Source organism: Photorhabdus tasmaniensis (assembly GCF_011189505.1).
In the GTDB taxonomy this organism is placed as follows: Bacteria; Pseudomonadota; Gammaproteobacteria; order Enterobacterales; family Enterobacteriaceae; genus Photorhabdus; species Photorhabdus tasmaniensis.
The window spans coordinates 13,151-38,531 of the sequence record NZ_PUJU01000033.1 but is presented as its reverse complement, the minus strand read 5'-3'; the positions used below and the strand labels follow the sequence as shown (position 1 = coordinate 38,531).

Sequence of the window (25,381 nt, the reverse complement as noted above, 5' to 3'; positions counted from 1 at the left end):
CATGTAATTTAAATACAACTTATAATTTTTTGAGGATCTTGTAAATATAAAATGTGGTCTTTATGGTGAAAAAATATTCTTGGGAGATATTTATACTAAGGCAGGGGATGACCGAGGTCACAAATTCCGATAACGAGGGAAAATGCAGGGAGTTTTCGTTATACCTATGAGAAAACCGATGCCTTGCTGTCATTGGCATGCAATCGTTTGCGTAAAATATTTTGTCAAGACTATCTCATTCAGTGAAAAGGGTTTACACTGTGTGCCATTCTGCCCTTTGGGGTGTTGTTTGAAGAGAAGTTAGCTGAGTCTGGAGAACCCAATGTTAAAGCGTGAAATGAATATTGCTAATTATGATCCCGAACTATGGCAGGCGATGGAACAAGAAGTTGTTCGTCAGGAAGAACATATCGAGTTGATTGCCTCTGAAAACTATACCAGTCCAAGAGTCATGCAGGCACAAGGCTCCCAGCTCACTAACAAATATGCTGAAGGTTATCCGGGTAAACGTTACTACGGCGGTTGTGAATATGTAGACGTTGTTGAGCAACTGGCGATTGATCGTGCTAAAGAGTTATTCGGTGCTGATTATGCCAACGTTCAGCCACACTCGGGGTCTCAGGCGAATGCGGCGGTTTATATGGCTTTGCTGCAACCGGGTGATACTGTGTTGGGGATGAATCTGGCACATGGCGGTCATTTGACTCACGGCTCTCCAGTTAACTTCTCTGGTAAGTTATATAACATCGTACCTTACGGTATTGATGAAAGCGGTAAAATTGATTATGACGATATCGCGGCACAAGCTCAAAAACACCAGCCGAAAATGATTATCGGTGGTTTTTCTGCTTACTCCGGTGTTGTTGATTGGGCAAAAATGCGTGAAATTGCAGACAGCATTGGTGCTTATTTGTTCGTTGATATGGCACACGTCGCCGGCCTGATCGCCGCAGGCGTTTATCCTAACCCGGTTCCTCATGCTCACATTGTGACGACTACCACGCATAAAACACTGGCGGGTCCACGTGGTGGTTTGATCCTGGCGAAAGGGGGTGATGAAGAGCTGTATAAGAAACTGAATTCTTCTGTATTCCCAGGTTGTCAGGGTGGACCTCTGATGCATGTTATTGCCGGTAAAGCGGTTGCACTGAAAGAAGCAATGGAGCCGGAATTCAAAGCCTATCAACATCAGGTTGCTGATAACGCTAAAGCCATGGTTGAAGTCTTCCTGAAACGTGGCTACAAAGTGGTTTCCGGTGGTACTGAGAACCATCTGTTCCTGTTGGATCTGGTTGATAAAAATATCACGGGTAAAGATGCCGATGCTGCACTGGGCCGTGCCAATATCACGGTAAATAAAAACAGTGTACCCAATGATCCGAAGAGCCCATTTGTGACTTCTGGTGTGCGTATCGGTACGCCGGCGATTACCCGCCGTGGTTTCAAACAAGCAGAAGCTCGTGAATTGGCTGGCTGGATGTGCGACGTATTGGACAACATCAATGATGAGGCGATCATTGAAGCGACTAAGCAAAAAGTTCTGGCTATTTGTGCAAAATATCCGGTTTACGCATAAATTATAATTTTAATCAGTAATTATAAAAACCTGCTCCAGCTAACATTGTTTGCTTAAGCGAGATATTAGAGGAATGTCTATCTTGGCATAGTCCCTGATATCTTAATTTCTTAAGTTAATCAGTTTGGTTTTGAGCAGGTTTTTGGCATTTTTAACCAGGGAGGATGAATGGTTATTCAGTCGACACGTTGGCTGGCATTAGATTATTTCACGTATTTCTTTTCTTACGGGATATTTTTGCCTTTCTGGGCTGTCTGGCTCCAGGGTGAGGGAATAAAACCCGATATGATGGGGATTTTATTGGGTGCCGGTTTGGTTTCTCGTTTCCTGGGGAGTTTATTAATTGCGCCTACCGTTAAAGATCCCGCAAAACTTATTTTCGCTCTGCGTACATTGGCATTGCTGACCCTGATTGCCGTTGTTGGCTTTACATTGGGAAATCACTGGGCATGGCTGCTGTTTATCATGATTGGTTTCAACCTGTTTTTTTCGCCGATGATGCCATTGAGTGATGCGCTGGCGGGAACATGGCAAAAGCAATTTCCCTTTGATTACGGCAAAATACGGGTTTGGGGTTCAATTGCCTTTATTATCAGTTCGGCGCTGACCGGGGAATTGATTTCTGTCTGGGGACATCAGGCTATTCTGATAACCATGCTGTTCAGTGTCTTGTCAACGCTGTTGGCGACATTGCTTAAACCCTCCATCATGCCTGTGGGTGAAGCCAAATCCGCTAAAGTGGATATTGTGTCATTTAAACAGTTATTGTCTGAAAAATCGGTATGCCGGTTCCTGCTATGCGTGGCTTTATTACAGGGCGCTCATGCGGGATATTACAGTTTCAGTGCAATTTACTGGGAAAAAGCGGGTTATTCCTCCTCGATAGTGGGTTATCTCTGGTCATTGGGGGTAGTGGCTGAGGTGGTTATTTTTACGTTGAGTAATAAATTATTTCGGCGCTGGAATGCCCGTAATCTTCTGCTGCTTTCCGGTATATGCGGTGTTGTTCGTTGGGGATTGATGGGCTCATTCACGACATTACCGGTGTTGATTATCATTCAAATCTTGCATTGTGGTACGTTTACTGTCTGCCATTTGGCAGCCATGCGTTTTATCAGCGCAAGAAAGGAAGGCGAAATTGTTCGTTTGCAGGCGGCTTATTCTGCACTGGCAATGGGGGGCGGTATCGCTGTTATGACGGTAATTGCAGGATTTATGTATGATTATCTGCACAGCGGTATTTTCTGGGTAATGGCCTTCGTTGCTTTTCCTGCTATTTTCCTGCGACCACAGGTTAAAGCTCATCATTATTAACCACATGAATTCAGTTTCTTATGATATTTTTGTAAGAAACTGGATACTTCTAATAATAATGTTTTCATGAGATATCATGTCGAATAAATTAACAATAAAAGATATTGCACGTCTGGCTAATGTCAGTAAATCAACCGTCTCGCGGGTATTAAACAACGAAAATAGCGTTAGCCCACAAGTACGTGAAAGAGTTGAAACGATTATTCATCAAAATAACTTTATTCCCTCTAAATCAGCAAGAGCGATGCGAGTGAAAAGTGACAAAATTATTGCGTTAATTGTGTCTCGGTTGGGGTCTTTTTCGGAAAATTTATCAATAAGTACGATGTTACCGCTGTTTTATCAGCATGGTTATGACCCCATTATCATGGAAAGTAATTTTGATCCTCAGCTTTTGCAGGAACATTTGCGTCAGCTGGCATTACGTCATGCAGATGGTGTTATTTTGTTTGGTTTCACCGGGTTGCCGGAAGAATCCCTTTTGCCCTGGCGTGACAAAATAGTGGTATTTGCGCGCGAATATACTGATTTTTCTTCTGTATGTTATGACGATGTTGGTGCTGTTCGTCTATTGATGGATGAATTTTATCAGCAAGGTCACAGAGAGATCAGTTTTCTTGGTGTACGCGATTGTGATGCCACGACAGGTTTTCGTCGTCATCAATCCTATTTGAATTGTTGTGAACAGAAGGCGTTACACCCGCTTTCCATTCAATGTGATTTAAGCTATCAGAGTGGTTTTCAGCATGTCAACAAGGTATTAAAAAAGGAAACGACGGCCTTAATCTGTGCAACCGATAGCTTGGCATTAGGTGCATATAAATATTTACAACAAAATAACCGGGAAGATATACAAATAGGCAGCATTGGTAGTACTCCTTTGCTGAACTTTTTGTACCCTGACACGCTTTCTGTGGATTTGGGTTATGGTGAAGCGGGTAAATATGCAGCTGGTCAATTAATAGCTCAAATAAGGCAAAAATATCCTAAACAGCAAGTAATCATTTCGAGTAAGTTGGCTTAAAAATAAGAATATTGTTGATTCAATGTGATCATTAACGCATTTTTGGGAACGTTCCCATGACAAGCATAACTAAATGATATTAGGATGAAATTATCTTACTAAGCATGACATAGTAACTGATACTAACTTAATGATGACTGGCTATTATGAAAAATAAAATAAATTATAAAGACATAGAAAAACTAATTACGTTAATCGGTGGTTGTAAAAATATAGCCAGTGTAACGCATTGTATTACCCGATTGAGATTTTCTTTGGTTGAGCCGACTAAAGCCCTGCCGGATGAAATAAAAAATCTGCCAATGGTTAAAGGTTGTTTTACCAATGCAGGGCAGTTCCAGGTAGTGATAGGCACGAATGTCGGTGATTATTATCAGGTTTTAAACAGCTATCTTGATCAAACTGAATTAAGTAAAAAAGAGATAAAACAGGCTGAGAAAAAAAACATGAAATGGCAAGAGCGTATCATTTCGCAATTTGCCGAAATCTTTTTTCCTCTCCTGCCAGCATTAATTAGTGGCGGTCTTATTCTGGGTTTCCGTAATATTATTGGTGATATTCCTTTTAGTGACGGTAAAACTTTAGCTCAAATATATCCTATTTGGAAAACAATATATGATTTTTTATGGTTGTTAGGAGAGGCAATATTCTTCTATCTGCCGGTGGGTATTTGTTGGTCAGCGGTCAGAACAATGGGAGGAACCCCAATATTAGGAATTATATTGGGAATAACCTTGGTATCTCCGCAACTTATGAATGCTTATCAATTAGGGCAACAGATCCCTGAAATATGGAATTTTGGCCTGTTCACGATCAGTAAAGTCGGTTATCAGGCGCAGGTTATTCCGTCACTTTTGGCGGGTATTACGTTGGGGTGGATTGAAATTCAGTTAAAGAAGGTGGTTCCTAGTTATCTTTATTTGGTGGTTGTTCCGGTAGTTTCGTTAATATTGGCAACCTTTTTAGCACATAGCCTTATTGGGCCGTTTGGCCGGTTAATTGGCGACGGAGTCGCTTGGGTTGTTAAGGCGTTGATGACGGGAAGTTTTGCGCCTGTCGGTGCAGCTTTATTCGGATTCTTTTATGCGCCTTTGGTTATCACGGGTATACATCAAACTACATTAGCTATTGATATGCAGATGGTTCAAAGTATCGGTGGGACACCGATCTGGCCGATTATTGCACTATCCAATATTGCTCAGGGGTCAGCGGTTGTGGGCATTATCTTGGTCAGCAAAAAGCATAATGAACGTGAATTGTCTGTACCCGCCGCTATCTCTGCCTATTTAGGCGTCACTGAGCCGGCAATGTATGGTATTAACATCAAATATCGATTCCCTATGCTCTGTGCCATGGTTGGTTCAGGTTTGGCCGGGTTGATCTGTGGATTAAGTGGTGTGTTGGCAAACGGTATTGGTGTTGGTGGCTTGCCCGGTATCCTTTCGATCAAACCGCAATTTTGGGCAATCTACGCATTAGCTATGCTCGTAGCCGTCATTGTTCCGTTGATACTGACTACGGTTGTTTATCGAAAGAAGAGTATGAGCGGTATGTTAGCTGTTGAATAATTCTGTTAAATCTTCATCTGAGTAACAGATATAAAAATAACTAGTTAGGTTATTCAATTCAGGAAATATATTGATAAGGCGTTTTCGATGGACAAAATCATTCCGTGGTGGTTACAAGGTGTCATCTACCAGATATATCCTAAGAGTTTCCAGGATACTACTGGTAGCGGAACAGGCGATCTTAACGGTATTACCTACCGGCTTGATTATTTGAAAAAACTGGGTGTAGATGCTATTTGGGTGACGCCTTTTTATCACTCACCACAGGTAGATAACGGTTATGATGTTGCGGATTATTGTGCGATTGATCCGGCTTACGGCTCAATGGATGATTTTAAACGTCTGGTTGATGAAGCACATCAGCGTGATATCCATGTAATTGTGGATATTGTTTTCAACCATACCTCTACTCAACATCCTTGGTTCAGGCAAGCACAGGATATTAATAGCCCTTACCGGCAATATTACATCTGGCGGGATGGAGTACCTGGAACCCCCCCCAATAATTGGTCGTCAAAATTTGGCGGGGGGGCTTGGGAGTGGCATGAAGCAAGTCAACAATATTATTTACATCTGTTTGCCGTTGAGCAGGCAGATCTGAACTGGGAGCATGAACCTGTACGGGACGAGCTGAAAAAGATTTGTGAATTCTGGGCTGATCTTGGTGTTGATGGCTTCCGTTTGGATGTTATCAACCTGGTTTCCAAGCAGCAGGATTTTCCTAAAGCAACGCAGGGGGATGGGCGTCAGTTCTATACAGATGGTCCCCGTATTCATGAATTTTTGCAGGAAATAAACAGAGAAGCCTTCCAGCCGGCGGGAGTGATGACGGTGGGCGAAATGTCTTCTACTTCACTGGAAAATTGTCAGCGCTATTCTTCATTAGAGGGTGGAGAGTTGTCGATGGTTTTTGCTTTTCACCATTTGAAAGTCGATTACCCCAATGGCGAAAAATGGGTTACAGCCCCGCCCGATTTTATTGAATTGAAAAAAATCTTTGCCAAGTGGCAACAAGGCATGCATCAACGGGCGTGGAATGCGCTGTTCTGGTGTAATCACGATCAACCGCGTATTGTTTCACGTTTTGGTGGTGAAGGTGTCTGGCGGGTTCCCTCCGCTAAAATGTTGGCAATGGTGTTGCACGGTATGCAGGGAACCCCTTATATCTATCAAGGGGAAGAGTTGGGGATGACTAACCCTGATTTTTCTCAAATTGAAGATTACCGGGACATAGAGAGTTTAAATATTTACCGGGAGAAGATTGAGCAAGGCAATGATAAGGAGAAAATTTTATCGGTCTTAGCGAAAAAATCCCGCGACAATGGGCGAACGCCGATGCAATGGGATGCGACTTCCAATGCTGGGTTCACTCAGGGAGAACCCTGGATAGCGCTGAATAATGATTACCAGGAAGTGAATGCGCAAAATGCCATTCAGGATGAGGATTCCGTTTTCCATTGCTATGCGCGCTTAATAAAACTGCGTAAGGAATATCCGGTATTGACCTATGGCAGTTATGAAGATTTGTTGCCATCACACCCTTCGCTTTGGTGTTATGTTCGCCGTTGGGAAGACCAAACGTTGCTGGTTATTGCCAATCTCAGTGCGGAAGTGCAGGCATGGTCGCTGGACGCTTCTTTATCCGATTGTTCATGGGTTAAGTTAATGGGGAACTATCCTGAACATCAGCTACCGGCAAAAAATAGACATTTACAACCTTATGAAGCTGCTTATTGGTTAGCAAATTAATTCGGGCTTAAAATGGCAACAAAAAAGTTCATCAGTGACTTTATTTGTTGCTAGGTGGAATTGCCGGGCGAAGGATAGACCGCATTGTTACGGCCTGCCGGTTATCACCATGCAATTCCAGTTTAAGGATTAATTTAAGTTAACGTTTCAATGACTCTGATAACTCATCACGCATTTCAGCCAAAATGTCTTTAACCACGCGTGGATTACCTGCAACAATGTTGCCGGAATGAATGTAATTATGACCACCAACAAAATCGGTGATGATACCGCCAGATTCACGTACTAACAGTTCGCCACCCATAAAATCCCACGGTTTCAGGCCAATTTCAAAATAACCGTCAACTCGGCCAGCTGCAACATAAGCCAGATCCAGTGCTGCCGATCCGGTACGACGGAAATCAGCACAACGAACAAACAATTTGCCCAAGGTATTAATAAAAACAGTGGAGTGTTGTTTTGCTTTAAATGGGAAACCTGTCGCCAGAACAGTGCCATCCAGATCGCGGGCATTGGTGCCACGCAGACGGTAGCCATTCAACTGAGCCCCTTGACCTCGGGCTGTGGTGAAAAGCTCATTGCGCATTGGATCATAAACAACAGCAACTTCAGTACGGCCCTTGATGCGTACTGCAATGGAAACGGCGAAGTGAGGGAGGCGTTTGATAAAGTTAGTCGTGCCATCCAGTGGATCGATTACCCATTGAATATCATCATCTTCGCCTGGCAGTTCGCCACTCTCTTCCGTAATGATTGAGTGTTTGGGATAAGATTTGCGGATAACGTCAATAATCAGTGCTTCTGCGGCTTTGTCAACGTTGGTAACAAAGTCGTTACTGCCTTTTTGGCTAGCTTCAACCGCATCGGGAGTTTCATAATTTTTGGCAATCAGGTTGCCGGCTTTACGCGCCGCACGTATGGCGATGGTCAGCATCGGATGCATGGGATATCTTCCACCAGGATGTTAAAGAACGGATAATTAATCGGCGCGCAGTATAGCAGTAGTTCGGAAAAATGACTAACGCTGTGTTAAGATATTTGGCTCTTATAACTAATCCAGAAGTTGTTATGTTAGAAAATATCCGCATTATCCTGGTTGAAACTTCCCACACTGGGAACATGGGTTCAACCGCCCGGGCAATGAAAACAATGGGATTAACAAACCTTTATCTGGTTAATCCACTGGTTCAGCCAGATTCCCACGCGATTGCGCTTTCTGCTGGTGCCAGCGATGTTATTGGTAATGCGACTATTGTTGATAGTTTGGATAAAGCTCTGGCTGGTTGTGAACTGGTGATTGGTACCAGCGCTCGTTCAAGAACCCTCTCATGGCCGATGGTCGAACCCCGTGAATGTGGCGAGCGCAGTGTTCAGGCAGCTAAACATGCGCCGGTAGCAATTATTTTCGGACGGGAGCGCGTAGGGCTGACGAATGAAGAATTGCAGAAGTGTCATTATCATCTGAATATCCCGACTAACCCGGAATACAGTTCGTTAAATCTGGCTATGGCTGTCCAGCTTGTCAGTTATGAAATTCGCATGGCATCTCTGGCGCGTCAGGATAAACCCGAGCAGAAAACAGATGAGGCCGAATATCCATTAGTTGATGATATGGAACGCTTTTATCATCACCTTGAACGTGTGTTATATGATGCGGGGTTCATCAGGAAAGCCCATCCTGGTCAAATAATAAATAAGTTAAGACGGCTTTTTACCCGCGCCCGGCCTGAAACTCAGGAGCTGAATATTCTGCGTGGTATCCTGACCTCCATTGAAAAATGGGCGAAAAAATAGTTGAGTAAATTACTTGGTTAAATAGTTGACTAAAATACTCAGGAATGACACAATTTCGCCATATTTCACCACGGGGTAATCATTTATGAGATTGACATCTAAAGGGCGTTATGCAGTAACTGCCATGCTTGATGTGGCGTTGCACTCACAAGAAGGTCCGGTACCACTGGCCGACATCTCTGAACGTCAGGGTATTTCCCTCTCCTATCTTGAGCAGTTATTCTCTCGCTTGCGCAAAAATGGTCTGGTTTCAAGTGTCCGTGGTCCGGGTGGCGGTTATTTACTGGGCAGAGATGCCGGGAAAATTGTCGTCGCTGAAGTGATTTTCGCTGTTGATGAATCGGTAGACGCGACGCGTTGCCAGGGTAAAGAAGGGTGTCAGGGCGGTGATCGTTGTCTGACTCATACTTTATGGCGCGATTTAAGTGACCGTATTACCGGTTTCCTGAGTAGCATCAGTTTAGAAGAATTGGTTAATAACCAGGAAGTATTAGACGTTGCTGGTCGCCAGGATAACGATAAGCGCCGCGCACCTAACGGCAGAGCACAAGAAACAATTAATGTTAATCTGCGCGCATAAGCAGAACTTGTGATGAATTAAAGTATTAGAAGTAGGGAGCATGTGAGCAATGAAATTACCAATTTATTTAGACTACTCAGCAACGACGCCGGTTGATCCGCGTGTTGCTGAAAAGATGATGCGTTATTTAACCATGGACGGGGTATTTGGTAACCCAGCTTCCCGTTCTCACCGTTTTGGCTGGCAGGCTGAAGAAGCGGTTGATATTGCCCGTAATCAGATTGCCGATTTAGTGGGTGCCGATCCACGTGAGATTGTTTTCACTTCCGGCGCAACGGAGTCTGACAATCTTGCTATCAAAGGTGCTGCTAATTTTTATCAGAAAAAGGGCAAGCATATCATCACCAGCAAAACCGAACATAAAGCGGTGCTGGATACTTGCCGTCAGTTAGAGCGTGAAGGATTTGAAGTCACTTATCTGGCACCTCAGAGCAATGGACTGATTGATTTAAACGATCTGGAAACTGCGGTGCGTGATGACACCATTCTGATTTCTATCATGCATGTTAACAATGAAATTGGTGTGGTACAGGATATCGCTGCTATCGGCGAAATGTGCCGTAGCCGCGGTATCATTTTCCATGTTGATGCGACGCAGAGCGTAGGTAAATTACCTATCGACCTAACCAAACTGAAAGTGGATCTGATGTCTTTCTCTGCGCATAAAATTTATGGGCCGATGGGGATTGGCGCATTGTATGTTCGCCGCAAACCACGCATTCGGATTGAAGCTCAACAGCATGGTGGCGGCCATGAACGTGGTATGCGTTCCGGGACGTTGCCGGTTCATCAGATTGTTGGTATGGGTGAAGCTTACCGTATTGCCAGGCAGGAAATGGAAAGTGAATCTCAGCGTCTGCGTGGCTTGCGTTTACGCCTGTGGCAGGGGATCAAAGATATCGAAGAAGTCTTCCTTAATGGCGACCTGGAACATGGCGCGCCCCACATTCTGAATGTCAGCTTCAACTATGTTGAAGGCGAATCACTGATGATGGCATTAAAAGATCTGGCGGTTTCCTCTGGTTCTGCCTGTACTTCTGCCAGTCTGGAACCCTCCTACGTATTGCGTGCGTTGGGTATGAATGATGAATTGGCTCATAGCTCTATCCGTTTCTCTTTAGGGCGCTTTACCACGGAAGAAGAGATCGACTACGCCATTGAACTGATTCACAAATCTATTGGCCGCCTGCGCGAACTTTCTCCACTGTGGGAAATGTTCAAACAAGGTGTGGATCTTAACAGTATCGAATGGTCTCATCACTAATCAGACGGTTTCAGGAGTAATAACATGGCTTACAGCGAAAAAGTAATTGATCACTATGAAAATCCACGCAACGTGGGTTCTTTCGATAATGAAGATCCCACGGTTGGCAGCGGCATGGTCGGTGCCCCTGCGTGTGGTGACGTCATGAAACTGCAAATCAAAGTCAATAATGAAGGCATTATTGAAGATGCGCGTTTTAAAACTTACGGTTGCGGTTCTGCAATAGCTTCCAGTTCTTTAATCACTGAGTGGATGAAGGGCAAATCTTTGGAGCAGGCAGAATCGATCAAAAATACTGAAATTGCAGATGAGTTAGAACTACCACCCGTGAAAATTCACTGCTCTATTCTGGCGGAAGATGCTATCAAAGCGGCCATTGCGGATTACAAAAGTAAGCGCCAGGGCAAATAATTGCCCTTGATAATAAGAAAATAGAAAATGAATTTGGTGGATACTGGCTGTTATATACCATCCAGTATCCGCCTTTGCTGGTTTTAAACAGTGAGGTTGTTGTATGTCAATTTCCCTTACAGAAAGTGCTGCACAACGCGTTTCGTCATTTCTGAGCCACCGTGGAAAAGGTGTCGGTTTACGCCTTGGTGTCAGAACATCAGGCTGCTCAGGTATGGCATATCTGCTTGAATTTGCTGATATGATTAACGAAGACGACACGGTGTTTGAAGAGAAGGGTGTCAAAGTTATCATAGACGGCAAGAGCATGGTCTATCTCGACGGTACAGAACTGGATTTTGTTAAAGAGGGCCTTAACGAAGGCTTTAAATTCAACAACCCGAATGTCTCCAGTGAATGTGGTTGTGGAGAAAGTTTTAACGTTTAATTCCGTTTTTCGGCCAAATCCAGAGTAAGCTTAGATTATGGACTATTTCACTTTATTCGGGCTGCCGGCTCGTTATGCTATTGACCGTGAACAGCTGACACACTGCTATCAGGAATTGCAGCGTCAGTTTCATCCTGATCGCTTTGCTAATCAGCCGGAGCGTGAAAAAACGCTGGCGTTGCAGCAGGCAGCGACGATCAATGACGGCTATCAGGCTCTCAAACATCCACTGAAACGTGCTGAATATATGCTTTCTCTGCATGGTTTTGATTTAGCCAATGAGCAGCACACCATGAATGACCACACTTTCCTGATGGAACAGCTGATGTTGCGGGAAGAGTTGGAATGTATTGAAAGTAAAGCGAATGCAGAAGCGGCGCTGGCTGATTTCGCTGAACGTCTGAACGGGATGATTAAAACCCGCAGTCAGCAAATGGAACAACAATTGAATGACCAGCAGTGGGAACAGGCCGCCGATACCGTTCGTAAATTGCGTTTTCTGGATAAATTGCAGCAGCAAGTTGAACAACTGGAAGAACGTTTACTGGACGACTTTTAAGGAAAGCGTATATGGCTTTATTACAAATCAGCGAGCCGGGTTTATCCGCTGTACCACATCAACGTCGTTTGGCTGCCGGTATTGATCTAGGCACGACACATTCATTAGTTGCCATTGTTCGCAGTGGGCAAGCAGAAACACTGATGGATAGCGAAAACCGTTACCTGCTTCCTTCTGTTGTCCATTACCATGAAAATGGTAGTGAAATTGGCTGGTTGGCCCGTCAACAGGCGGCGCATGATCCGGTTAATACCATCAGCTCTGTGAAGCGCATGATGGGGCGTTCTCTGGCTGATATTCAGCAACGTTACCCAAATCTTCCTTATCAATTTCAGGCGAGTGAAAACGGTCTGCCGTTAATCAATACGGCAACGGGTTTGGTCGATCCTATTCAGGTTTCTTCTGAAATTCTTAAATTGCTGGCACAGCGTGCAGAAGCAACACTGGATGGCAAGCTTGATGGGGTTGTGATCACCGTTCCTGCCTACTTTGATGATGCACAGCGTCAGGGAACAAAAGACGCGGCGCGTTTAGCCGGATTACATGTTCTGCGCCTGCTTAATGAACCGACTGCCGCTGCGATTGCCTACGGGCTGGATTCAGGTCAGGAAGGGGTTATCGCGATTTATGATTTAGGTGGTGGCACGTTTGACGTTTCTATTCTTCGGCTAAGTCGTGGGGTTTTTGAAGTGCTGGCAACAGGCGGTGATACTGCGCTTGGTGGGGATGATTTCGATGCGATACTGGCTGATTGGATCCGTGAACAGATAGGTATCGCCAATCGTGATGACCATAGTCTGCAACGCCAACTCTTGGACATTGCCGCTCAGGTGAAAATCGCCCTAAGTGATGCTGATGTTGCAGAAATCAGCATTGCCGGCTGGCAGGGAAAAATCACCCGTCTCGAATTTGAAGCACTGATTACACCGCTGGTAAAACGGACTTTGCTGGCAAGTCGCCGGGCATTGAAAGATGCAGAAATCTCTGTGGATGAAGTTTTACAGGTGGTTATGGTGGGTGGCTCAACCCGTGTACCGTTGGTTCGTCATTGGGTTGGTGAATTTTTTGCCCGTGAACCACTAACTTCCATTGATCCTGATAAAGTTGTTGCTGTTGGTGCATCAATTCAGGCGGATATTTTGGTGGGTAACAAACCGGATAGCGACATGTTGCTGTTGGATGTTATTCCGCTGTCACTTGGGCTGGAAACGATGGGGGGCTTGGTTGAAAAAGTCATTCCCCGCAATACAACCATCCCGGTTGCGAGAGCGCAGGAATTCACCACCTTCAAAGACGGTCAGAGTGCGATGAGTATCCATGTGGTACAAGGGGAACGGGAATTGGTGAGTGATTGCCGTTCACTGGCCCGTTTTACCCTACGGGGTATTCCTCCGTTACCGGCGGGTGGCGCTCATATCCGGGTTACGTTCCAAGTGGATGCTGATGGCTTGTTGAGTGTTAGCGCGTTGGAAAAATCCACTGGTGTAGAAGCGTCTATTCAGGTGAAACCGTCCTATGGTTTATCTGATGAAGAAATCGCCCGCATGATAAAAGATTCTATGGCGAATGCTCAAGAAGATATCAATGCGCGCAAACTGGCAGAACAAAAAGTAGAAGCGGCACGGGTGCTGGAAAGTGTCACCAGTGCGTTAGAAAAAGATGCCGATCTGCTGAATGAACAAGAACACGCGGCGATTGATACCGCCGTAGAAACACTGATAAAAAGCGTTCAGGGGAGTGATCCTGACGTGATTGAGAACGCAATTAAACAACTGGATAAGCAAACGCAGGAATTCGCTGCACGCCGGATGGATTCATCTGTTCGTCGGGCGTTGGCGGGCCATTCTGTGGACGAGATTTAATTATGCCGAAAATTATATTTTTACCTCATAACGATCTTTGCCCTGATGGTGCAGTTTTGGAAGCCAAAGAAGGGGAATCCATTCTGAATGTTGCATTGCGCAATGGGATTGAGATTGAGCATGCTTGTGAAAAATCCTGTGCTTGTACCACTTGCCACTGTATCGTTCGTGAAGGTTTCGATTCACTGGAAGAGAGCTCTGAGCTGGAAGACGACATGTTGGATAAAGCTTGGGGGCTCGAACCGGAAAGTCGTCTGAGTTGTCAGGCTAGAGTCTCGGACGAAGACTTGGTGGTTGAAATTCCAAAATACACCATTAACCATGCCCGTGAGCACTGATTGGCAGGAGAAATATCAATGAGCCTGAAATGGTCTGATAGCCGAGAAATCGGTGAAGCGCTGTATGACAAATTTCCTGATTTGGATCCAAAAACAGTTCGCTTCACAGATATGCATCAATGGATTTGTGACCTGGATGATTTTGATGATGCGCCTGAGAAATCCAGTGAGAAAATTCTGGAAGCTGTACTTTTGGTCTGGCTGGATGAGTTTGAATAACAAATAGCATTAATCTGTTATTTATTGGTCACAATTTTAAGGTAGTCTGAGCTTTAATGAAAAACTGGCTTTAGCCAGTTTTTTTATAAGGTTAATATTTGGCAGACGAACAATTATGTGGGTGGAAACCTGAATAAGATCCTCACTGCCATTGTGAGTGGTGAATAATTAGAGGTGAGAAAAGAATGACTAAACAAATCATGCCAATAACACTGTCTTATGAGCCAGCCGCAGCGTGCTGGGGTGAAAAAGCGCTGATTAGTTCGAGTGATCAAGGGATGACTATTCATCTGACTGGTAAAGGCAAATTGGGTGCGGTTCAACGTGCTGGGCGTAAAATTGATGGTCAGGGCATTTGTCATGTCGCTCTGATGGGTGAAGGCTGGGACTTGGAAAAAAGCTGGGCATTTTGGCAAGGCTTCCGTGCGCCAAAAGGCAGTCGTTCTATTGAATGGCCTCAACTGCCGGCGGCTGAAAAACAAGAGTTAGAAAGCAGAATTAAAATCATTGATTGGGTGCGTGACACCATCAACATGTCAGCCGAAGAGCTTGGGCCGGAACAATTGGCAAAGCGTGCTATTGACCTGATGTGTGGCGTTGCGGGTGAAGCGGTAAATTATCGCATAACTAAAGGCGAGGATTTACGTGAACAGGGTTATATGGGTATTCATACTGTTGGTCGTGGCTCTTCCCGTGATCCGATTTTGTTGGCGCTGGATTACAATCCGACTGACAACCCACAAGCGCCGGTATTCGCTTGTTTGGTGGGTAAAGGCATCACATTTGACACCGGTGGCTACAGCCTGAAACAATCTTCTTTTATGGACTCCATGAAATCAGATATGGGTGGAGCGGCAACGCTGGCAGGTGCGTTGGCATTGGCAATCAGCCGTGGCTTGAAACAGCGCGTTAAACTGTTCCTCTGCATTGCGGATAACATGGTCAGTGGCAATGCCTTTAAACTGGGTGATATTATCCGTTACCGTAATGGCAAATCTGTTGAAGTCATGAACACCGATGCGGAAGGTCGTTTAGTGCTGGCGGATGGTTTAATTGATGCCAGCAAAGAGAAAGCGAAGTTAATCATTGATGCGGCGACCCTGACGGGTGCAGCGAAAATGGCTGTGGGTAATGACTATCACTGTGTATTCAGCTTTGATGATAAACTGGCGGCTGATTTATTGGCTGCATCAGAATCTGAGAATGAATTATTTTGGCGTTTGCCACTGGCTGAATTCCACCGTAGCCAACTGCCATCGAATTTTGCTGATTTGAACAATGTTGCTGCACCATCACATACGGCTGGTGCGAGTACTGCGGCGGCTTTTCTGTCTCATTTTGTGGAAGAATACCAAAAGGGCTGGGTTCACATTGATTGCTCGGCAACTTACCGTAAATCTGCGGTAGAACATTGGTCGGCTGGCGCAACGGGTTATGGTGTTCGTTCGATTGCTAATTTGTTGTTAGCGAAAGCGAAATAAACCCATTTTATATAAAAAAACTGATTGGAGATTTTTATGAGTTCATTAAATGAGTTGATTTCAGTTGAGGTTGATGTGCCAAGTGGCAGCGCGATAACACTCAGCCAGCCGGAAGAATATCCTTCGCAGCTCATTGAAGCTCTGGTCAGTTTATTTAGTCAGCGTAAACCTGTCCGTCGTGCTTTTATCATCCAGGCCCATGATAAAAATATGGATGAAAAACCCAATTTATTAATTGGGCTGGAAATGAATGGCACGGAGGATGAGGTTGAACAGCTAATTCAAGAAGCTGGCGGTATTGCCTGCGAATACACTTCGGAAGAAGAACCGATTGACTTCTGCCTGGTTGATGAAAAAGAACGTGGTATCAGCCATTATTTGATGCAGCATACACAGCCATTTTACCAGCGTAAATTAGGCAGTTGGTTGCGGGGGAATATTCCGGTAATGAATAAGTAACTTGTAAAATCTCTGATATTAATTTAGCTGAGATATTTATTGCGTTAAAACAGTACCGGAGTAGTTGCCTGTCTCATAATGAACATTTTATTTTCCATCAATAAAGTGTTCATCATGTACGTATTTCCTGTTACGGATCATTTTTTAAATATGATGATATCTAAATATAACTATTTATAAGTTTCGATTACCTGAACTTCGTTTCTCAGAGAGAACACTCAAGACATTACAATCTGCTCGGTTTTTTGCTTAATATTTCTTCAATATAAAAGAAAATATGCTACCATTCACCGATGAAGAGAAAACACACACCAACGCCACATGATGCGGTATTCAAACAGTTTTTAGGTCATATTGATACCGCAAGGGACTTTCTGGAGATACACTTGCCTGCGACATCACGGGCAGTGTGTGATCTGGATACATTGCGGTTGGAATCCGGATCGTTTATTGAAGACAATCTGCGTGCGTATTATTCCGACATTTTGTATTCATTGAAAACGGTGCAGGGTGAAGGTTATGTGTATTGCGTGATTGAACATCAGAGTTCCCCGGATAAGATGATGGCATTCCGGTTGATGCGTTACAGTATTTCAGCCATGCAACGGCATCTGGAGCAGGGACATGAAAAATTGCCGCTGGTTATTCCGATGTTGTTCTATCACGGGAAAATGCGACCGCATCCGTGGAGCACCAATTGGTTCGATTGTTTCGATGCTCCGGTTTTGGCGGAGGAAATCTATTCTGGCGCGTTCCCGCTGGTCGATGTGACGGTCATCTCAGATGATGAAATCCTGACGCATAAACGGGTAGCACTACTGGAAATGGTGCAAAAGCATATCCGGCAGCGAGATATGGCGGAGCTGCTGCAAGAGTTGGTCATACTGCTGGCGTATGATTACTATACGGATGAACAGCTAAAAAGCGTGCTAAACTACTTATTACAGGCGGGAGATACCGCCGATCCAGAGGGTTTTATCCGGCGACTGGCAGAACAGTCCCCGAAGTATGAGGAGGTATTGATGACAATAGCGCAGAAACTGGAGCAGAAAGGACGCCAGGAAGGGCGTCAGGAAGGACTCCAGGAAGGATTGGAGAAAGGTGAAAAACAGGGAATTCTGAAAACGGCGTGTGCGATGATGGACATTGGCATCGACCGTGAAATGATAATGAAAGCCACCGGGCTGAGCCAGAGCGAACTTGAGCAAATACGCCACTAATTCGTGCTGAGAGCCCTTCATCGGCATTCAACGATTCGTGTTAAAAGAGTCTTATGGCAGCTGGCGGAACAGTCCCCGAAGTTATGAGGAGGTATTGATGACAATAGCGCAGAAACTGGAGCAGAAAGGACGCCAAGAGGGACTCCAGGAAGGATTGCAGGAAGGATTGCAGGAAGGTGAAAAACAGGGGGTTCTGAAAGTGGCGTGTGCGCTGATGGACATTGGCATCGACCGTGAAATGATAATAAAAGCCACCGGGCTGAGCCAGAACGAACTTGAGCAAATATGCCACTAATTCGTGTTGAGAGTCCTTAATCGGCGTAAAAATGCTTGAATAAATGCACAAAACGCATAGAAGCGGCATGTTATTTGGATGAGCTTGAACCTTCCAACCCAAAAATCGCGTCTGAATCTGTATGCTTCTAAATTGGCTACTCTTAAACAGATATAAGGTTAGTTAAGTAGGCGTGTTATTACCCTTTAAATTATGAAATTAATCTATTGGTGTAAATAACCATATTAAAAATATAGATATACCCGCTTAACTTGAAGATGCAGGATTCAGAACTTGGAAGTTGTCATTAATACGGCACGACAGGTTCCCGGCAAGTTCCGGTAATATTTCCGTAAAAAAACGATGTATTGCCTGCCTGAACAAGGTCGTCGAGGCGAAATAATGGTTATTTCTGACTTGTTCATTCATCACCTTCCACAGCCGTTCTATCGGGTTCAGATTCGGGCTGTAAGGCGGTAAATAATGAAGGTCAATATTCATCACATAAGCCCAGTCTTTCACCAGCTCACTCCGATGATAGCTGGCTCCGTCAAGGATAATATGAACCTTCGGACTGACCGGATAGGTTTCACGGATGGCAATGAAGAACTCTACGATGTGATAACTGTCGATACGGTCATATTCGCGGACCCCCGTGTTACTGATATCGGCCAGATTCAGGGCCCCCATCAGGTTCAGACGGGTACGGCTTCCCGTTGTTTTCACTGCGGTTTTCTGGCCTTTTCGCATCCAGCCATCAGCGAGCTTCGTTCTCTGTGTGGGATGGACGCCATCAATGAACAGGATGGGCTCATAGTCTCCGGCTTCCTGTTTCAGTTTCCCGTAAGTTTCCATAAAGGCCCGTTGCTGTTCCGCATTGGACTTGTGCGGCACGCCGGTTGGTTTTTTGTAGCTGAAGCCATTGTGGTGCAGCCATTTATTCATGCCGGGAACGGTGTAACTGATATCCCACCCCGCTTCGACAAGACGGATAACCGCCTGTGTGGTGGGCAGAAGATCTGCGGTCAGATAAGCGATAAGTTCCTGAGTCTGTGTTTTGCTGAGATAGCTCTGAGAACCGCCATTTTCAGGCTTCAGTTTGCGATGATTAAGGTAATCGCTGATATGACGATTAACGGTCGTTTCATGAAGGCGCAGAGCCTGAGCGAATCATTGAACTCCAGCCCTCAGAGGCGAGCAGAACCGCTTTTATGCGATCACATTCCCTTTTATCACGGCAGGTGTGATGGAGGTGTTCAAGTTCGGCTTTTTGTTTATCAGTAATAAATATTTTCATGACTGATACCATGAGCTTCATTTTGGGGAAAATCAAGCATTTTCAATGAGCACGTGTATAATAGGCATAGTTTATATATGTGATACTCGGTAACTTTTAACATTTTGGACAAAGTTCTAATACTGTCTCTGTCATGATTATCAATAGTCGCAATATAATATTCTGCTTCTTTATTTGGTGCATCATTAATTTGGTAGATAAGGTTTAAGCTCGTATTTGCGCCTTTTAGATAAGTTTTCCAAAAATCATTCTGGAAATACTTGGCATAATGAATATTATTTAATTTATCTACCAGATTAGATGCGAGTTTTTCAGCATTGATGTTATTTCGTAGCTCAATTATTCTAGCAATGTTATATTCTTTGTCGTGTGATGAACTATTCCTGATCGCAAGAAGTTGGCGTTGTTGTAATGTCAATTTTAAATGATGATTACTCTTTCCAATATTCTCAGCAACTTCAGACTTGGTCTTTGCAATCATCTGCTGATTGCCAATCAGTTTTAATATGGTTGTTTTATTGGTTTTAATTTCATGGATGAGTGATTGGTCAAGGCTCCCTTTTGGGGCGCTGATAATCATTTCATCGATTTTTTCACCCAGGATAATTTTTGCTCCTAACTCACCAATTTTTGATAAGATACGTAACGCAGAGATATATTCTTTCATTGTGCATCCTAAATATATATTGATTAAAATTATCTTTAGAAGATTTCATTAGTTATGAATATACAGTAATCTGCTTCTATTCATTAAGGTAAAAATAAATACACCGATCCAAATTATGCCGCACATAAAATACCCAATATAACTGGTCAGATGATTTTCTAATAGAAAACCAAATAGAACCATCCCGATAGGAACAGGAAGAAATCTTATTGAGTTATAAATTGAAAAAACTCTGCCTTGTAATTTATTTTCAACGTTTTTTTGTAGAAACGTTGCTCCTAGTGGGCCACAAAATCCAATACTTAAGCCAATTAGAAAAAGGGTTACGGATCAGGGCGAGAGCATGAAAGGCTGCATTTTGAACAAATCGCTCAAATAAAGCACTACCCAATGCTTGAATAGCGTTGAATTGAGTGTTTTTTGTTTATATTTAGATTGTGTTACGTGCAATTTAAGTTCAAAAAACGTTCGTGTTCTCGCCCTGGGTTACGGATAAACTGAAAACCGATCCCAAATAGGGTAGTAATAACATTAGACCACCGAGAAATGTATAACTCATTTTTAGCATTTTCTTATAATCAGCACGGTGGTCGAAAAATGCATAAAGACCGGAAGATAACGTGGTCCCTAAGCCGAAAAACAACAGAACAATCCCTAGGGGCTAGGGACTGTTGACGTTTCATGTACATAACTTATACAACCCACATGGGTAACCACATCATCATAAAAGCCATGGCAACCATACTGGCATAATTCCGCTCAAGTTTGTCGTATCTTGTGGCTATTGCTCGAAAATGTTTAACTCTGGCAAAAGCATTTTCAACCAGATGCCGATACTGTATAAGTGCCTGTCAATGCTCTGGTCACTTTTACGGCTGTTTTTCCGGTAAGGGATCACGCTTGTAGCTCCCCTCTTTCGGATAAAGTCTCTGAACTTTTCACTGTCGTATCCCTTGTCGGCAATGACATACTCTGACGGAGGTGACTGCGTAATCAGGCTCTCGGCATGAACAATGTCGTTTTCTTGACCGACTGAAAGTTCAAAATGGACAGGAAGTCCATAACTGTCTACCCTCCGAAATGAACGACGTGACATGGAACCACTGTTGTCAATTTATGTGGCAATGGCTTCAACATGTAAAGGTATTCATGGAAGCAGTATCATGACAACAGCAAAAATCGGGAAGGGTAAAAATGGGTGTATCACTATTATGAAAACCTATTTATTTCATCCTTCTGACCACGGAAAACCAGCGTCTACCCTATTACAAGTATATTTATCCCATTGATATTTGATCTCAAAAAGTCATTTTTAAACGTTTTTATTAACATCAAAAATCATTTTTTTGTTAACTGAGTCGCGTTTTTGATATCAATTTGGCCATATTTTAAAAACATTCTTGCAACACCAGCTGTCATCAGACCTATACTTCACGACTGGTCTGATTTGTCATCAAGACAAACCGACTCTACAATCCTGCGCTCCTTAGCTAAGTAAGTGGCATAGTTAAATAATAAACAAGAGGGTTTTGGTCATGAACCAGAAAAACCTGTTCACCCGTTCAGCATTAGCGGTTGCAGTGGCTATAATTTCATCCAATGCTGGCGCTGCTGGTTTCCAGTTAAATGAATTTTCTACTTCGGCTTTGGGCCGAGCTTTTTCCGGGGAAGGAGTTGTTGCAGATAACGCGACTGTAGGCAGCCGTAACCCAGCAGCAATGACTCTGTTTGATCGCCCATCGTTTTCTATTGGTGCCATCTATATCAATCCGGACGTTGATATTACAGGTAAGTCGCCGACGGGTAAAAGCACTAATGCTAAAAATATTGCGCCTACCGCTTGGATACCTAATCTGCATTTTATTATGCCGATTGATGATCAATGGTTTGTTGGTACTTCGGTCACCACTAACTTTGGTCTGGCTACTGATTTTAGTAACAACTATGAAGCAGGCCCCATCGGCGGTAAAACTGATCTGACAACGTTGAACTTCAACCTAAGCGGTGCTTATCGACTGAACGATAACTTCAGCTTTGGTTTAGGACTGAACGCTGTTTATGCTGATGCGAAAATCGTCCGTCATGCGGGCGCTCTGTCAGACATTCTGGCGCAGAACCCTAAGCTACCAAAAGGTCTCATCAAACCAACAGATGAGCTGGCTAATCTGTCAGGTAAAGATTGGGGCTATGGCTGGAACGCAGGCATCATGTATGAAGTGGATGAAAATAACCGCTACAGCCTAACTTACCGTTCTAAAGTTAAAGTCAAATTTAAAGACGGTGACTATAAAAATGACATACCTGTTGCACTAGGTGCAATGGGACAAAGAATAGGGGTAAATTTACCTGCTACTGGAGGTCAAACCATTGGCGGTAAATTGGATCTCAATTTGCCCGATATCTGGGAGATTTCCGGTTACAACCGCGTAGCACCTAAATGGGCTATCCACTATAGCCTGGCATATACAGGCTGGAGTGAGTTTAGTGAACTGAAAGGAACCAAAAATAAAGACGGTTCAGTCCTGTTCAGTAAACATGAAGGTTTTAAAGATGCCTACCGGATTGCTTTAGGTACAACTTATTATCACGATGACAACTGGACATTCCGTACTGGTATTGCCTTTGATGATAGCCCGATTCCTGCTGAAAACCGTTCTATCTCTATTCCTGATCAGGACCGTTTCTGGTTGAGCGCGGGTGCAACCTACGCATTTAATAAAGACATGTCTGTTGACGTAGGTGTTTCTTATATGCATGGTCAGAAAGTCTCTGTCAAAGAGAAATTGGTCGAAAGTCTGCCTTACACATATGAATTTGATGCGAAAGGTTCTGCCTGGTTATATGGTGTGAACTTCAACTACGCATTCTGATAATATGTAGCGCCTAAAAAAGGATAGCCTTGCTGCTATCCTTTTTTATTTACGAAGTTAAACCAGGTAATAACTATCAATCAATACTGTCCAACTCATCCTGTAATGCTTCAGCATTTGGATTTCTCGTGGCTTCCAGTTTACCGTCACTTGCCATAAAATTATGGTTCTGGAAATAAGCCTCGCGCATCATCAGGTATGGATCTGATGAATTTTTCAATAAACCATCAGAATCCAGTAAACGAGCACGAGTTTCAATACCTTCAAATACCCACTTACCCGCTGACATCCAGATATTCAGATAACTCAGCATTGGGTAAGTCATATCAGCCCAATTTCCCCCTTCATCACGTAGAGTGAAACTGCCATAACCCGGTAATACAGTATAAGGGCCATATCCCACATCATAATAGCCCAGAGTACTACCAAAGCGTTTTGACTCTTCTTTTGCCAGCTTAGGGTTTGCCATAGTTGCGACATCAATCAACCCACCCACCCCAAAAATGGTATTCAGGAAAAAACGATTAAAATGTTTCATTCCCTGATATGGGTTACCACGTAAGAAACTGTTTACCATGCTAGCCGGTTCTTCGAGATTACTTAGAAAATTACCCAAACCATTTCGAGCAGGCATTGGTACATAATCGTGCCACACTACCGCGACCGGACGTAGAATATAAGGATCAAGAACATCATAATTAAAGTTGAACATTGTACGGTTAAAACCTTCCAGAGGGTCTGAATGCCCCTGCTCAACAGTATTAGATGAACTGGCACACCCCACCAGCAATGCGGCTGTAAGAGCGATTCCGCCCAAACGATACATCATACATTTCTCCAAGTAATAACTTCTTAGATCCGGCAAATCAATTTGTGCAATACCCACCGACGATCATCAGTAATATAAATATTACTGACAATTCAACTTGAATGGTACTCAATTTGAGTGGTTGTTAAATAGGCAAACAGTTCATAACGCCTTATCTTAGGAAAGAAAAACGGTTATAATGCGGATGTTGTCCCCTTAGTTAAATGGATATAACAAGCCCCTCCTAAGGGCTAATTGCAGGTTCGATCCCTGCAGGGGACGCCACTCTTAAGTGACTGCTCCCCGCCGTAAAGAGGGTGTCGCAAAAGGTCAGCATTGAAAATAAACCCACAGAGATTGATTGCCTGTGATTGGGGCTGGCAACCCATGACAGGCTAAAAATAGCCCATAATATCAGGGCAACTCTGCTCGCCCTTGCGCCCCAGGAAGCCGCCCAACTGGGCTATATCTTTTCGAAATAATTTTATCAAGGCGGAAAGTCCTTAATGGGAGGATAGTCATTGACACTTGCTATTATTTGGTTTCGCAGCCAGTCAATACCTTCATCTCGCCATGTTCCAGCAGACCAATGTATCCGGATGCTAATCATTGGCAACTTGAAAGGGAGTTCAACAATGCGCAATGCTGTTCTCCTTTGTTGGGATAGAAGATGAACCAGCCGTTCTGGAACAACCGCTGTGATAGACGTCCCTGTAAGCACTTCCGGCAACATAAAGAAGTTTGGCACAGTGATCACGGGTTTGATGCCGTGCAGTTGAAAACGTTCAGGCACAATCTGATGAGCTGAATTGGGAACATAAGCCACGGCATAACGGTGTAGTGCAGGCGCTATGGCAGCATCATGCACTCCTACATACCTATCCTTAAATAATAGTGAACTGGTTTTACGTGCCTTAAGTTGAGGGATCCAGCCAAAGGCAATATCAATGCTTCTGTCGTCAAGCTGATCTGCCAGGGTACCTTCCCAGGTACCAATCGTCCGGATGCGTATACCGGGAGCTGTTGTCTCAATCCGGGACATTAGCCGGTTAAGCATGAGCATTTGGCCGACATCTGTCATATACACACTGAAAGTACGCTGGGATGTTGCAGCATCAAAATCTGATGGGGTATTGAGAGCTGATTCCAACATGGTCAGCGCCGATGTAACTGGCTCAACCCAATTACGCGCCAGTACAGTAGGTTGCATACCTTGCGCACTGCGAATAAACAGTGGATCACCGGAAATTCGACGCAAGCGGGCCAGCAGTGTTGAAATAGTTGGCTGTGACATCCCCAATGTATCAGCGGCACGTCCCACGTGTCGTTCACGAAAGATGGTGAGAAAAACATTGAGTAGCCGGAAGTCGAGCTGATCAAGAGAAATATGTCGTTTCACTTTTCCTCCTAATAAAACTACCTAAAAAAGAAAAGGTATTATAAGGATTTCCAGATAATGAAAATCCAATATTATGAATTGCCAGCACGGTTCTGATAAAATAGATTAGTAGTATTTCAAAGAAATGAGAAATTATTATGAATGCTTTTTCCCGGGGAAAACCTGTGAAATTCTCATTTTCCCCGGTCAGCGAGCTTCCACGTTTGACTTCGTTCATCGTG

At 44.0% G+C, this 25,381-nt stretch carries 21 protein-coding genes, 1 tRNA gene and 4 pseudogenes; 20 read left to right on the top strand and 6 right to left on the bottom strand.

The features are described 5' to 3' along the window. The first annotated feature begins 322 nt into the window (after positions 1 to 322). The 5 genes from glyA to treC all read left to right on the top strand — a co-directional run bounded on the left by glyA (position 323) and on the right by treC (position 7,231). Positions 323 to 1,576, top strand: a complete 1,254-nt coding sequence (gene glyA / locus C5471_RS15235) for a serine hydroxymethyltransferase (RefSeq protein WP_133814969.1) — start codon at positions 323 to 325, stop codon at positions 1,574 to 1,576. A 168-nt stretch (positions 1,577 to 1,744) separates the two neighbouring features. Continuing rightward, complete coding sequence (locus C5471_RS15230; protein ID WP_133814970.1) at positions 1,745 to 2,890, top strand: 3-phenylpropionate MFS transporter; 1,146 nt, start codon at positions 1,745 to 1,747, stop codon at positions 2,888 to 2,890. Positions 2,891 to 2,966: 76 nt separating this feature from the next. After that, positions 2,967 to 3,914, top strand: a complete 948-nt coding sequence (gene treR, locus C5471_RS15225; protein WP_133814971.1) for a trehalose operon repressor TreR — start codon at positions 2,967 to 2,969, stop codon at positions 3,912 to 3,914. Between the two features lie 146 nt (positions 3,915 to 4,060). Then, positions 4,061 to 5,482: a PTS trehalose transporter subunit IIBC gene (gene treB, locus C5471_RS15220; RefSeq protein WP_133814972.1), complete on the top strand. Its 1,422-nt coding sequence runs from the start codon at positions 4,061 to 4,063 to the stop codon at positions 5,480 to 5,482. 87 nt (positions 5,483 to 5,569) lie between these two features. Further along, on the top strand, positions 5,570 to 7,231 hold the full coding sequence (treC, locus tag C5471_RS15215) for an alpha,alpha-phosphotrehalase (protein ID WP_133814973.1): 1,662 nt from the start codon (positions 5,570 to 5,572) through the stop codon (positions 7,229 to 7,231). Between the two features lie 139 nt (positions 7,232 to 7,370). Here the strand turns inward: treC and suhB are convergent, their stop codons facing one another. Further along, positions 7,371 to 8,174, bottom strand: a complete 804-nt coding sequence (gene suhB, locus C5471_RS15210) for an inositol-1-monophosphatase (RefSeq protein WP_166296070.1) — start codon at positions 8,172 to 8,174, stop codon at positions 7,371 to 7,373. Between the two features lie 125 nt (positions 8,175 to 8,299). On the opposite strand from suhB, the gene trmJ reads away from it, so the two are divergent. From trmJ to C5471_RS15145, 13 genes and pseudogenes are all read left to right on the top strand, one after another. After that, positions 8,300 to 9,025 carry a tRNA (cytosine(32)/uridine(32)-2'-O)-methyltransferase TrmJ gene (gene trmJ / locus C5471_RS15205; RefSeq protein WP_133814974.1) on the top strand — a complete coding sequence of 242 codons (726 nt, stop codon included), beginning with the start codon at positions 8,300 to 8,302 and terminating at the stop codon, positions 9,023 to 9,025. 85 nt (positions 9,026 to 9,110) lie between these two features. Further along, a complete protein-coding gene (gene iscR, locus C5471_RS15200) occupies positions 9,111 to 9,605 on the top strand; it encodes a Fe-S cluster assembly transcriptional regulator IscR (protein ID WP_133814975.1) in 495 nt (164 codons plus the stop codon). Positions 9,606 to 9,654: 49 nt separating this feature from the next. Continuing rightward, a complete protein-coding gene (locus C5471_RS15195; protein ID WP_133814976.1) occupies positions 9,655 to 10,869 on the top strand; it encodes an IscS subfamily cysteine desulfurase in 1,215 nt (404 codons plus the stop codon). Positions 10,870 to 10,893: 24 nt separating this feature from the next. Then, positions 10,894 to 11,280 (top strand): Fe-S cluster assembly scaffold IscU, encoded by a 387-nt coding sequence (gene iscU / locus C5471_RS15190; RefSeq protein ID WP_133814977.1) that lies wholly within the window; start codon positions 10,894 to 10,896, stop codon positions 11,278 to 11,280. A 103-nt stretch (positions 11,281 to 11,383) separates the two neighbouring features. Then, on the top strand, positions 11,384 to 11,707 hold the full coding sequence (gene iscA / locus C5471_RS15185) for an iron-sulfur cluster assembly protein IscA (protein ID WP_133814978.1): 324 nt from the start codon (positions 11,384 to 11,386) through the stop codon (positions 11,705 to 11,707). 37 nt (positions 11,708 to 11,744) lie between these two features. Then, a complete protein-coding gene (gene hscB, locus C5471_RS15180; protein ID WP_133814979.1) occupies positions 11,745 to 12,266 on the top strand; it encodes a co-chaperone HscB in 522 nt (173 codons plus the stop codon). A gap of 11 nt (positions 12,267 to 12,277) precedes the next feature. Continuing rightward, entirely contained in the window at positions 12,278 to 14,128 is a 1,851-nt protein-coding gene (gene hscA / locus C5471_RS15175; RefSeq protein WP_133814980.1) for a Fe-S protein assembly chaperone HscA, read from the top strand. Positions 14,129 to 14,130: 2 nt separating this feature from the next. Continuing rightward, complete coding sequence (fdx, locus tag C5471_RS15170; protein WP_021323903.1) at positions 14,131 to 14,466, top strand: ISC system 2Fe-2S type ferredoxin; 336 nt, start codon at positions 14,131 to 14,133, stop codon at positions 14,464 to 14,466. 18 nt (positions 14,467 to 14,484) lie between these two features. Further along, positions 14,485 to 14,685 carry a Fe-S cluster assembly protein IscX gene (gene iscX, locus C5471_RS15165; RefSeq protein WP_133814981.1) on the top strand — a complete coding sequence of 67 codons (201 nt, stop codon included), beginning with the start codon at positions 14,485 to 14,487 and terminating at the stop codon, positions 14,683 to 14,685. A 185-nt stretch (positions 14,686 to 14,870) separates the two neighbouring features. Next, positions 14,871 to 16,166, top strand: a complete 1,296-nt coding sequence (pepB, locus tag C5471_RS15160; RefSeq protein WP_133814982.1) for an aminopeptidase PepB — start codon at positions 14,871 to 14,873, stop codon at positions 16,164 to 16,166. A gap of 66 nt (positions 16,167 to 16,232) precedes the next feature. Next, positions 16,233 to 16,625, top strand: a pseudogene (locus C5471_RS15155) (enhanced serine sensitivity protein SseB C-terminal domain-containing protein); the annotation flags it as partial. A gap of 293 nt (positions 16,626 to 16,918) precedes the next feature. Further along, complete coding sequence (locus C5471_RS15150) at positions 16,919 to 17,845, top strand: Rpn family recombination-promoting nuclease/putative transposase (protein ID WP_133814984.1); 927 nt, start codon at positions 16,919 to 16,921, stop codon at positions 17,843 to 17,845. Between the two features lie 57 nt (positions 17,846 to 17,902). Then, a pseudogene (locus tag C5471_RS15145) lies at positions 17,903 to 18,140 on the top strand (ISNCY family transposase); the annotation flags it as partial. Positions 18,141 to 18,386: 246 nt separating this feature from the next. On the opposite strand, the pseudogene C5471_RS15140 reads toward C5471_RS15145, so the two are convergent. The 3 genes and pseudogenes from C5471_RS15140 to C5471_RS15130 all read right to left on the bottom strand — a co-directional run. Further along, positions 18,387 to 19,416: pseudogene (locus tag C5471_RS15140) on the bottom strand (IS630 family transposase). Then, positions 19,397 to 20,083, bottom strand: a complete 687-nt coding sequence (locus tag C5471_RS15135) for a hypothetical protein (RefSeq protein ID WP_133814985.1) — start codon at positions 20,081 to 20,083, stop codon at positions 19,397 to 19,399. Before C5471_RS15135 ends, C5471_RS15140 begins: the two are co-directional and overlap by 20 nt. 692 nt (positions 20,084 to 20,775) lie before the next feature. Further along, a pseudogene (locus C5471_RS15130) lies at positions 20,776 to 21,158 on the bottom strand (IS5 family transposase); the annotation flags it as partial. Positions 21,159 to 21,618: 460 nt separating this feature from the next. Here C5471_RS15130 and fadL point away from each other — a divergent pair. After that, entirely contained in the window at positions 21,619 to 22,953 is a 1,335-nt protein-coding gene (gene fadL, locus C5471_RS15125; RefSeq protein WP_133814986.1) for a long-chain fatty acid transporter FadL, read from the top strand. A gap of 76 nt (positions 22,954 to 23,029) precedes the next feature. Here the strand turns inward: fadL and mlaA are convergent, their stop codons facing one another. Continuing rightward, positions 23,030 to 23,782, bottom strand: a complete 753-nt coding sequence (gene mlaA, locus C5471_RS15120; protein WP_133814987.1) for a phospholipid-binding lipoprotein MlaA — start codon at positions 23,780 to 23,782, stop codon at positions 23,030 to 23,032. Positions 23,783 to 23,971: 189 nt separating this feature from the next. On the opposite strand from mlaA, the gene C5471_RS15115 reads away from it, so the two are divergent. Further along, a tRNA-Arg gene (locus C5471_RS15115) sits at positions 23,972 to 24,046 on the top strand. 202 nt (positions 24,047 to 24,248) lie between these two features. Here the strand turns inward: C5471_RS15115 and C5471_RS24435 are convergent. Next, positions 24,249 to 25,160 (bottom strand): LysR family transcriptional regulator, encoded by a 912-nt coding sequence (locus tag C5471_RS24435; protein WP_133814988.1) that lies wholly within the window; start codon positions 25,158 to 25,160, stop codon positions 24,249 to 24,251. Between the last annotated feature and the right edge of the window lie 221 nt (positions 25,161 to 25,381).